The following is a 10,172-nucleotide window of genomic DNA, read 5'->3' as shown; positions in this document are numbered from 1 at the left end:
GCCACCGCCATGGGCGCAACGATGGCCGGGAATGTCGCCCGCCGGCCGCGCGCGGGGATTGTGGAGGCGGTGGCAATGATGCGATACCCGTAGCGCGACATCCCCGCCGCCGGTCACGCGGGCAGGTGCCGCGGACAGGTCGTCCCGATACCCGGCATCGCCCCGATCTCCGATGCCGCCCTGACATGCGGTAGAGCCATGCCATCCGGTGAATTCGACAGCGACGCACTCGTCGGCCACACGGGCTTCGTGGGCGGAAACCTGATGGCCAGCCACGATTTCGGCGCCGTCTTCAACTCGCGCACCATCGGCGACATCGGCGGCCGGTCGTTCAGGACGCTCGTCTGCGCCGCGGCGCCGGCCACGATGTGGGCCGCCAACAAAGACCCCGAAGCCGATCTGGCCAATATCCGCCGGCTCATCGCCGGTCTGGAAACGGCGAAGGCCGACCGTTTCGTGCTGATTTCCACCGTCGCGGTGCTGGCCGATGCGGCCGCCGGCGCCGACGAGACGACGGCCCTGTTCGAGACCGGCAAGGCCTATGGCCGCAACCGCCGCCTGCTGGAAGAGGCCTGCGCCGCGCTTTTTCCCGCAACGCACATCCTGCGCCTGCCCGCCCTGTTCGGTCAGGGCATGAAGAAGAATTTCCTGTTCGACATCCTCAATCCCGTGCCTTCGTTCCTGACGCGGGAAAGATATGCCGCGCTGGAACAGAGCCTGCCGGCGCCCGCCGCCGCGCTGCTGCCGGCGGTCTACCGCTTCGCGGACGGCGTCGGCATGTATGAGGCCGACCGCAGCCGGCTTGCCGGCGAGACCCGTGCGGTGCTGACCGCGGCCCTTTCCGCCGCCGGGGCCACGGCGCTGGCCTTCACCAACCCCGGCAGCACGTTCCAGTATTACGGCCTCGCCGGGTTGTGGGACGATATCGGCCGCGCCATCGCCCACGACCTGCCGGTGCTGCATCTGGCGCCGGAGCCGCTGATGGCCGGCGATATCTGCCGGGCGCTGACCGGCAGCGACCAGCCGGCCACCGCCGCGCCGCTCTACCACGAGGACATGCGCACCGCGTACAGCCAGATCTGGGACGGCCCGCCGGGCTATATCCGCAGCAAGGCGGCGGTGATGGCAGACCTGAAGGCCTTCTGCGAAAAGGCGCGCCGGCCATGATGCGGCTTGCGGTCTCCAACATCGCATGGTCGTTCGACAACCGGCTGGCGGCCTATGCCATCCTGCGCGATCATGGCCTTGACGGGCTGGAGATCGCGCCCTCGCTGCTTTTTGCCGGCGCGGACGATCCGTTTCTGCCCCCGGCCGCCGTCGTCGCCGCACGCCTCGGCGAAATCGCCGGTGCCGGCCTGCGGCTGGTGTCGATGCAGTCGCTGCTGTTCGGCGTCGGGGACGCCGCGCTCTTCGGGCCGCCGGCAGCGGCGGACAGGCTGGTGCGCGGGCTGGAACGGGCGATCGTGCTGGCCGGCCGTCTCGGCATTCCCAATCTGGTGTTCGGGTCGCCGCGCCAGCGCGTCGTGCCGCCGGAGCTTTCGCCGGATGCCGCCCTGCAGCACGCCTGCGGCGTGTTCCGCCGGCTCGGCGATCTGGCGGCTGCCAACGGCACCCGGCTGGCGCTGGAGCCGAATCCGGCCGGATACGGCACCAACTTCATGACCACCTTTGCCGAAACGCTCGCCGTGGTGCATGCGGCCGGCCACCCCGCCGTCACGCTCAATTTCGATCTCGGCGCGCTGCACATGACCGGGGCGGCGGGCGACGCGGCGGCGCTCATCGCCGCGGCCGGGCCGCATCTGTCGCATGTGCATCTCAGCGCCCCCTTCCTCGCGCCGGCGCCGCAGACGACAGAGGAAGCCGCCGCGGTGCTGCGCGCCCTTGCCGGCACCGGCTATGCCGGCGCCGTGTCGGTGGAAATGAAGGCCGTGGCCGGCGATGAACTGGCCGGCGTTGCGGTCGCTGCGGAACGGCTGCGGGCAGCGGCGGAGGTAACCGGAGTGGCATGATGGACGCGGATTCCGGGGGCAGACCGGTCCGGCGCGAGGATGTCTTCATCTCGCTGTGCATACCCGAGGCGCCCGCCACGGCCGCGGACGTTGCGGCCATCGCCGCCGCCGCCGCCGCCGTTGCGCAACGGTTCCGCTATTACGAGGTTCTGATCGTCGCGCGCATCGGAGAGGACGACGACAGCCTGCTGAAGGCCTGTCTGGCCGCCTGCCCCGGCCTGCGGGTGCTGCGGGTGCGCGGTTCCGCGCAGCCCTATTCCCGCCGCGTGGTGGCCGCGGGCGAGGCCATCGGCGATGTGGTGGTCATCACCGCGCTCGCCGAGACCGGCGTCCTCGACCTGATCGGGGCGGCGGACGAGGCCGCCTCGCGCAACACCATCTGCGTCTTCACCCGGGCGGGGGCGAAAGGCAGCCGCGGGCCGGCCGGCGCTCTGCTCGCCGCGCTCGGCGCTGCCAGCCGGTTCCGCATCTCGCTCAGCGACATGCGCACCATCGCCATTCCGCGCACCTGGCTGAACCGCCTGCTTGCCCACCCGCAGCAGAACCTCGCCCTGCGCTTTCCGCCGCTGGGCGAGGGCCTGCCCATTCACCACATCGCCGTTGCCGGTCTGCCGGCACTGCCCGCCCCCGACAACGCGCCCGCGCGCCGGCTGGCCGTCATCTACAGCCTCGCCATCCATGCCGCGCCGGTGGTTCTGGCCGGCGTGGGCCTGCTGTCGGGTGCCGTCATCGCCGGTTCGCTGTTCTATGTGGTTTATGCGGTGGCCGCGCTGTTCCTCGTCGCCCACCTGCAGGAGGGCTGGTTCACGACCGCGATCGTGCAGGCCGGCACCGCCTGCTATCTGGCGCTGGCGATGCTCGGCCTGTCGCTGGGGCTGCAGAAGCTGCTGGCGACCGCCGGCCCCAACTCCGGCGACACCGTCGTGGAAGAGCTGACCAGCACCGACCTTCTTGCCACCGCGCAGGATCTCTTCGCCACCACGCAGGAACTCAACGTCGCCGTCGATGCCGAAAGGACGGCCCCGCCCCCGGCCGCGGCGCCATGACGCCGGAAACGCGGCATTACGACTTCGTGGTCATCGGCGGCGGCTTCTACGGCTGCTGCCTGGCGCTGTTCCTGCGCTCCGTCAGTGCCAGCGTGCTGCTGGTGGAGGCGGAAGACGCCTTCATGACGCGCGCCTCGCGCGTCAATCAGGCCCGCATTCATGCCGGGTTCCATTATCCCCGCAGCTTCATCACGGCGGCGCGCTCGGCGGCACTGAGCGAGCGCTTCGCCCGCGACTTTCCCGAGGCGGTGGTGCGCGACTTCCGCATGCTCTACGCCATCGCCCGCCGCGGGTCGAAAATCTCCGCCGGACGCTTCTTCCGGATGTTCACGGCGCTGCACGCGCCCATCCGCCCGGCAAGCGAGATGCAGCGCGCGCTGTTCGATGCCGACCGGGTGGAGGAGGTGTTCGAGTGCGGCGAATATGCATTCGACTACACCGTTCTGCGCCGCCTGCTCGCCGCCCGCATCGCCGGTGCCGGCATCGAGGTGCGGATGAAGACGCGGGCCGGGGAACTGCGCGAGCGGCCCGGCGAGGTGGTGATTGCGCTTTCGGACGGCACGGCGGTGCGGACGCCGCAGGTGTTCAACGTCACCTACGCGCAGATCAACCACGTTCTTGAGGCCGGCGGCCTGCCGCCGGCGCCGATGAAGCACGAGTTCACCGAGATCGCCCTGATCGAACCGCCCGCCGCCCTTGCCGGGCTTGCGGTGACGCTGATGGACGGGCCGTTCTTCTCGGCAATGCCCTATCCGGCCGAAGGGCTCTATTCGCTGACCCATGTGCGCTACACGCCGCACAGCAGCTGGACCGGCACGGCCGGTCTCCCCGTTCAGGCAGAAAGCCGCGCCCGCCACATGCTTCAGGATGCGCAGCGCTTTCTGCCCTGCCTGCGCGAGGCGCGGCCTGTGAAATCGCTTTACGAAACCAAGTCGGTGCTGCTGATGAACGAACGCGACGACGGCCGGCCGATCCTGCTCCGGCGCAAGCCCGGCACGTCGCGCGTCACGTCGGTCATGGGCGGCAAGATCGACAATATCTATGATCTGTTCGTGCTGCTGAAGCGCAGCGGGCCGGCCTGGCAGGCAGCCCACGACGGCTTCGTGCGCGGCGTTCCCGCCGGGCCGGCGGCCGCCTGACAACACCGCACGGCGCCCCGGCCGGCGCTGCCCCGACCCCGCCCTGCCGCGGGGGAAACGTTCAAAACCGCGCGTCAGCGCGGCATCTGCGGCCCGGCCGCGCCTGCTGCCCCGGAGAGCTTCCCGATGGCCACCGAAACCGTCTTTTCCGCCCGCGGCTGGCAGGTTCCCGCCTTCGAGACCGCCCTTTCCGGCCCGCGCGCCCATCCCTATGTGCTGGTCATTCCGGTGATCAACGAGGGCGAGCGCATCCGCGGCCAGTTGCGCCGCATCCGCGATGCCAACCTTGCCATCGATGTCGTGGTGGCCGATGGCGGTTCCACCGACGGCTCGCTTGATGCCGGCTTCATCGCGACGGTGCCGGTGCGCGCCGTGCTGCGCAAGACCGGGCCCGGCCGGCTCAGCGCACAACTGCGCATGGCCTATGCGTGGGCCCTCGACGAGGGCTACCGGGGCATCGTCACCATCGACGGCAACGGCAAGGACGGCGTGGAGGCCGTGGCGACATTCTGCCGGCGGCTCGACGAGGGCTTCGACTATGTTCAGGGCTCGCGCTACCGCCCCGGCGGGCAGGCGGAAAACACGCCGCTGGAACGCACCATCGGCAACCGCCTGATTCACGCCCCGCTTATGAGCCTGGCCGGCCGCCACCGCTTCAGCGACACCACCAACGGCTTTCGCGCCTATTCCCGCCGCTACCTGCTGGACCCCCGCGTCGCTCCCTTCCGCGATCTGTTCCAGCGCTATGAGCTGCTGTTCTACCTGACGGTCCGGGCCGGCCAGCTCGGCTACCGCGTGACCGAAGTGCCGGTGCGCCGCAGCTATCCCGCCGGCGAGGCCGCCCCGACCAAGATCGCGGGCTGGCAGGGCAAGTTCGCCATCCTGCGCGAAGCCTTCGACGCGGCTCTCGGCCGCTTCGCGCCATGATACGCCGGGTAAAAGCCGCGCTCTGGCCGGCACAGGCGGACAGGACAGGCATCGCCATTGTGGCAGTCGCCGGCTGTTTCGATTAGAACGGAGCCAAATTGAGCTGCAAGGGCGCTTCGCCTGACGAAAGGCGCGGCATTGATGTTCGGGGGAATGGCGATGTCGTTTGAGCGCGAACCACGCAAGGCCGGAGCCTCTGCATGACGACGACTGTCCGTCCGGAAGAATTCGACGCCGCTTATTACCGCGCACAGGGCGGCGACGTGCCCTACAGCCGGCAGGAGAAGCACTGGGCCGCCGTGTTCGGCAACATCGCCGCCACCATTGCGGAAACGCTTGCGCCCGCCCGCGTGTTCGATGCCGGCTGCGCCATGGGCTTTCTGGTGGAACAACTGCGCCGGCGTAACATTGCGGCGTTCGGGCGCGATATTTCGGCCTATGCGATCGGCCAGGTGCCGGACGACCTGAAACCGTTCTGCGAACAGGGATCGGTCACCGAACCGGTTGCCGGCGCCTACGATCTCGTGACCTGCCTCGGCGTGTTCGAGCACCTGACAGAGGACGAGGCGGCGCGCGCGGCCGCCAGCCTCTGCGCCGCCGCGCCGCTGGTGCTGTTTGCCTCCGCGCCGGCCGGCGCTGCCGGCCGCGGGCGGAACGACGGGAAGCCGGATGGCGGAGAGCGGAACAGCGGCGCGCAGCCGCCGCTGCACTGGCTGCGCCTGTTCGCCGCGCAGGGCTTCGGCCCGCGCGCCGATTACGATCCCGGTTTCGTGGCACCGTGGGCGATGCTGCTGGAACGGCGCGACCGGGCACCGGACGAGGCTGAACTGCGCGCCTGCGCGCAACTCATCGCCATGCGCATGGAGCGCGCCGAACTGGAGCGTGAGCGCGGCGCTCTGGCGCAGGCTCATGCCAGCCTGCAGAAGGATGCCGACCGGCTGCGGCAGGAGAACGAAGCAGCCGGCAAGGCGCGCGAGGAACTGGAACTGGAACTGGGGGAAGCCCGGCTGGAGGCCGACCGCGTGACCCAGTTGCTGTGGCGCCTCGACGACGCCGAACGGCGCCTGCATGCCTTCGAGAACTCCACCATCTGGCGCGCCAGCGCGCCGCTCAGGGCCGTTGCCAGCCGCGTGCCGGCACTGCGGCGCGTGTTCCGCCGGGCGGCCCCGCCGCCGCCGGCGGTGGATATCTATCAGCAGTGGGTCGAGCGCTACGACACCCTGACCCAGCGCGATCTGGAAGACATGCGCGAGAAGGCCGGGCAGTTCGCCCTCCGGCCGCTGATTTCCATCGTCATGCCGACCTACAACACGCCGGAGGCCCTGCTGCGCGAGGCGGTGGAGAGCGTGCAGGACCAGACTTACGAGAACTGGGAACTGTGCATCGCCGACGATGCCTCGCCCGAGCCGCAGGTGCGCGCCACGCTGGAGGATCTCGCCCGCAACGATCCGCGCATCCGGGTGGTGTTCCGCGAGCAGAACGGCCACATCTCGGCCTCGTCGAATTCCGCGCTGGAACTGGCCACCGGCCAGTGGGTGGCGCTGCTCGACCACGACGACCGGCTGCCCCCCCATGCGCTTTATTGCGTCGTCGATGCCATCAACCGCAATCCCGATGCCGGGCTGATCTATTCCGACGAGGATAAGATCGATCTGGAGGGCAAGCGCAGCAATCCCTACTTCAAGAGCGACTGGAACCCGGCGCTCTTCCTCGGCCAGAACATGTTCAGCCACTTCGGCGTGGTGCGCACGGACCTGATGCGGGCCGTCGGCGGCTTCCGCACCGGCTACGAGGGCTCGCAGGATTATGACCTGATCCTGCGCTGCTCGGAGCTGATCACGCCCGAGCAGATCATCCACATTCCGCAGGTGCTCTATCACTGGCGCATCATCCCCGGCAGCACGGCGCAGGCGAGCGAGGAAAAGCCCTATGCCGCCGTCGCCGCGCTGCGCGCGCTGCAGGACCATTACACCCGCTGCAACCTGCCGCTCGAAGCCGTCAGCGCCACCTTCTTCGGCGGCAACCGGCCGCTGCCGGTGCTGAAGACCCATCCCTCGGTGGCGATCCTGATCCCGACGCGCGATGCGCTCGACGTGCTGCGCCCGTGCATCGAGAGCCTTCAGGCGCTGACGAAATATCCGAACTACAGCATCCACGTCATCGACAACCGCAGTTCCGACCCGAAGACGCTTGCCTATCTGGAAGAAAAGAAGCGCACGGGCGTCAGCGTCATTCCCTATGATGCGGAATTCAATTACGCGGCGATGCACAACTATGCCGTGGACCGTGTCGAGGCCGATTACATTCTGTTCCTCAACAACGACACGGAGATCATCACCCCGGACTGGCTCGGCGAAATGGTGGGGCTGGCCGAATGCCTGCCGGATACCGGCGTCGTCGGCGCCAAGCTGCTCTATCCGGACCGCACCGTGCAGCACGCCGGGGTGATCGTCGGGCTGCGCGGGGTGGCCGGCCACTACTGCCCGCCGCCGACCGACGTGTTCGGCTATTTCGGCCGCGCGGCGCTGGTGCAGAACTTCTCCGCCGTCACCTTCGCCTGCGCGCTGGTGCGCCGGGCGCTTTATCAGCAGGTCGGCGGGCTTGACGGCAAGCACCTCGCCATCGCCTTCAACGATGTCGATTTCTGCCTCAAGGTGCGCGAGGCCGGCTACCGCAATGTGTGGACGCCGAACGCCGTGCTGCTGCACTTCGAATCCAAGACGCGCGGTCAGGAAGACACGCCGGCCAAGCAGGCGCGCTTTGAGTCGGAGGTCTCCACCATGCGGCGGCGCTGGGGGCCGAAGCTCGACGCCGACCCGTTCTATTCGCCCAACCTGTCGCTGCGCGACGGTTTCCACTTCGCCTTCCCGCCGCGGGCCCGCAAGCCCTGGCTGGAGGGCCGGACGAACTGAACCGGGCCGGACTGACGAACCCGGCACGCTGAAACGACAATGGCCCGGAGCATTGCCCCGGGCCATTTTTGCCTGCGGACCGTCTGGCCCGCCTCATTTCTGCCTGCGGACCGTCGGCCCGACCATTTTTGCCTGCGGGCCGTCGGCCCGCCTGTGGCACAGACCGTTCTCAGCCGTTCCAGCTGAAGACCGGCGGCACGTCCTTCAGCCGCGGGTGATGGCGGTCTTTCTCCGACAGCACGACATCGTCCGCGCCGACCGGCCAGTCGATGGCCAGATCGGGATCGTCCCACGCCACGCCGCGGTCGTCGGCGGCGCTGTAATAGTCCGTCACCTTGTAGAGGACCTCGCAGTTGTCCTCCAGCGTGCAGAAGCCGTGCAGGAAACCCGGCGGCACCCAGAGCTGGGCGCCGGTCTCCGCATCGAGGCGCACCGCCACGTGCTGGCCGAAGGCCGGCGAGCCGTGCCGGATATCGACGGCCACATCGAGAACCGCGCCGCGGATCACGCGCACGAGCTTGCCCTGCGCGGTCGGCGGGCACTGATAATGCAGCCCGCGCAGCGTACCTTTCTGCGCGGAGAGCGAGTGATTGTCCTGCACGAACGTGACATCGGCCACCTCGCGCCGGAACACGCGGTCGCTCCATGTCTCGCTGAAGAAACCGCGATGGTCGCCGAAGCGTCTGGGCGTCACCAGTTTCACATCCGGAACCGCAAAGGAACGCACGTCCATATTCATACCTCGTCCGGCTCGCGCCCGCGCAGCGGCCCGCCGCGATTGACCCGTTTCAGCGAACCCGATACAGACTGATGGCTCCCTGTCGGCGTCGGGCTGACCCCCGGTGCTGGGCTAGCAGTCCTGACGGGCTATGTCCATCGCCCCCGCCCGCGGGGCGGGGCCGCGGCGGTTGCGGTCGCGGTGCCAACTGTCTGCCGCCGGGCCGTTTCGTCCGGCACAACTCCCAAGGTCGCCCGAGCGTTTTCAATCGATGTCCCTGCGCCCAACCTCCCGAGACTGGCGGCTCGCCGCTATCGACCTGCGCCGTGGCTTTGCCGCCTGGCAGATCTGGTTCCTGCTTGGCATGAGCGATATCCGGCAGCGCTACAAGCGCTCCCGGTTCGGCCAGTTCTGGATCACCTTCTCGATGGCGATCTTCATCGGCGGCATCGGTCTGGTCTATTCGCAGCTTTTCAACACCGCCATCGATACCTACGTGCCCTATCTGGCGGTGAGCTACACGGTCTGGGTGCTGATTTCCGGCATCATCACGGAATCGACGACAGCATTCTCGTCATCCGCCGTCTATCTGCGGCAGGATGCGCTGCCGAAGACCATTTTTATCCTGCGCGTGCTGGTGCGCAATTCGATTTCGTTCCTGCACAACGTCGTTCTGGTGCCGCTGGTCTTCCTGATCTTTCAGGTCAACCCCGGCTTCACCTGGCTGCTGGCCTTCCCCGGGCTGGTGCTGCTGCTGGCGGCCGCCTTCCTTCTGGCCCTGCTGCTCGGCGTGCTTTCCACCCGTTTCCGCGATCTGCCGCAGATCGTGCAGAATCTGGTGCAGATGATGTTCTTCGTCACGCCGGTGATGTGGCAGCCCGACCAGATGGGCCGCCACATGTGGCTGGTGGTGGACTTCAATCCGGCCGCGATCTTCCTGCGCCTCGTGACCGAGCCGATGTCGGGTCATGTGCCGCCGCTGTCGCTCTATGGCTATGCGCTGGCCATCATCGCCGTGCTGGCGGCGCTGGTGGCGCCGCTGTTCGCCCGCTTCCGCGCGCGCATCGTCTACTGGCTGTGAGAACCGCCATGCCCTCCATCGACCTCATCGACGCCTCCGTCGAGATCCCGATCTACAACGCCCGCGGACGCTCGCTGAAAAGCTCGCTGATCCGCAGCGTCGGCGGACAGGTGGCCAACGACGATTCCATCGTGCGCATTCTGGCGCTGCGCAACATCAACCTGCAGCTTCGCGCCGGCGACCGGCTGGCGATCGTCGGCCACAACGGCGCCGGCAAATCCACGCTGCTGCGGGTGCTGTCGGGCGCCTATGAGCCCTCCGCCGGCATTGCGGAAATCAACGGTTCGGTCGCCTCGCTGCTCGACATCACCATGGGCATGGACCCGGAACTGACCGGGGC

9 protein-coding genes are annotated in these 10,172 nt (G+C 68.5%); 8 read left to right on the top strand and 1 reads right to left on the bottom strand.

Annotation, left to right across the window (positions count from 1 at the left end; genetic code table 11):
- The first annotated feature begins 198 nt into the window (after nucleotides 1-198).
- From V7067_RS06805 to V7067_RS06780, 6 genes are all read left to right on the top strand, one after another.
- Complete coding sequence (locus V7067_RS06805) at nucleotides 199-1,167, top strand: hypothetical protein (protein ID WP_334175133.1); 969 nt, start codon at nucleotides 199-201, stop codon at nucleotides 1,165-1,167.
- On the top strand, nucleotides 1,164-2,009 hold the full coding sequence (locus tag V7067_RS06800) for a sugar phosphate isomerase/epimerase family protein (protein ID WP_334175132.1): 846 nt from the start codon (nucleotides 1,164-1,166) through the stop codon (nucleotides 2,007-2,009). Before V7067_RS06805 ends, V7067_RS06800 begins: the two co-directional genes overlap by 4 nt.
- Nucleotides 2,009-3,055, top strand: a complete 1,047-nt coding sequence (locus V7067_RS06795) for a hypothetical protein (protein ID WP_334175131.1) — start codon at nucleotides 2,009-2,011, stop codon at nucleotides 3,053-3,055. Before V7067_RS06800 ends, V7067_RS06795 begins: the two co-directional genes overlap by 1 nt.
- Nucleotides 3,052-4,194, top strand: coding sequence for an FAD-dependent oxidoreductase (locus tag V7067_RS06790; RefSeq protein WP_334175130.1), 1,143 nt, complete (start codon nucleotides 3,052-3,054; stop codon nucleotides 4,192-4,194). The genes V7067_RS06795 and V7067_RS06790 overlap by 4 nt, the downstream gene beginning before the upstream one ends.
- Nucleotides 4,195-4,320: 126 nt before the next feature.
- Nucleotides 4,321-5,121, top strand: a complete 801-nt coding sequence (locus tag V7067_RS06785; protein WP_334175129.1) for a glycosyltransferase family 2 protein — start codon at nucleotides 4,321-4,323, stop codon at nucleotides 5,119-5,121.
- A gap of 200 nt (nucleotides 5,122-5,321) precedes the next feature.
- Nucleotides 5,322-8,033 carry a glycosyltransferase gene (locus V7067_RS06780; protein WP_334175128.1) on the top strand — a complete coding sequence of 904 codons (2,712 nt, stop codon included), beginning with the start codon at nucleotides 5,322-5,324 and terminating at the stop codon, nucleotides 8,031-8,033.
- Between the two features lie 169 nt (nucleotides 8,034-8,202).
- Here V7067_RS06780 and rfbC read toward each other — a convergent pair whose 3' ends face one another.
- Complete coding sequence (rfbC, locus tag V7067_RS06775; protein ID WP_334175127.1) at nucleotides 8,203-8,766, bottom strand: dTDP-4-dehydrorhamnose 3,5-epimerase; 564 nt, start codon at nucleotides 8,764-8,766, stop codon at nucleotides 8,203-8,205.
- Nucleotides 8,767-9,022: 256 nt separating this feature from the next.
- On the opposite strand from rfbC, the gene V7067_RS06770 reads away from it, so the two are divergent.
- Both V7067_RS06770 and V7067_RS06765 read left to right on the top strand, forming a co-directional pair.
- The gene (locus tag V7067_RS06770) at nucleotides 9,023-9,832 is read left to right on the top strand and encodes an ABC transporter permease (RefSeq protein ID WP_334175126.1); all 810 of its coding nucleotides are present in this window, start codon (nucleotides 9,023-9,025) and stop codon (nucleotides 9,830-9,832) included.
- Between the two features lie 8 nt (nucleotides 9,833-9,840).
- A partial coding sequence (locus V7067_RS06765) for an ATP-binding cassette domain-containing protein (RefSeq protein WP_334175125.1) occupies nucleotides 9,841-10,172 on the top strand: 332 nt, incomplete at its 3' end.

The organism is Pseudoxanthobacter sp., assembly GCF_036822375.1.
Classification (GTDB): Bacteria; Pseudomonadota; Alphaproteobacteria; order Rhizobiales; family Segnochrobactraceae; genus Pseudoxanthobacter.
This window is presented reverse-complemented; position numbering and strand designations above follow the sequence as displayed.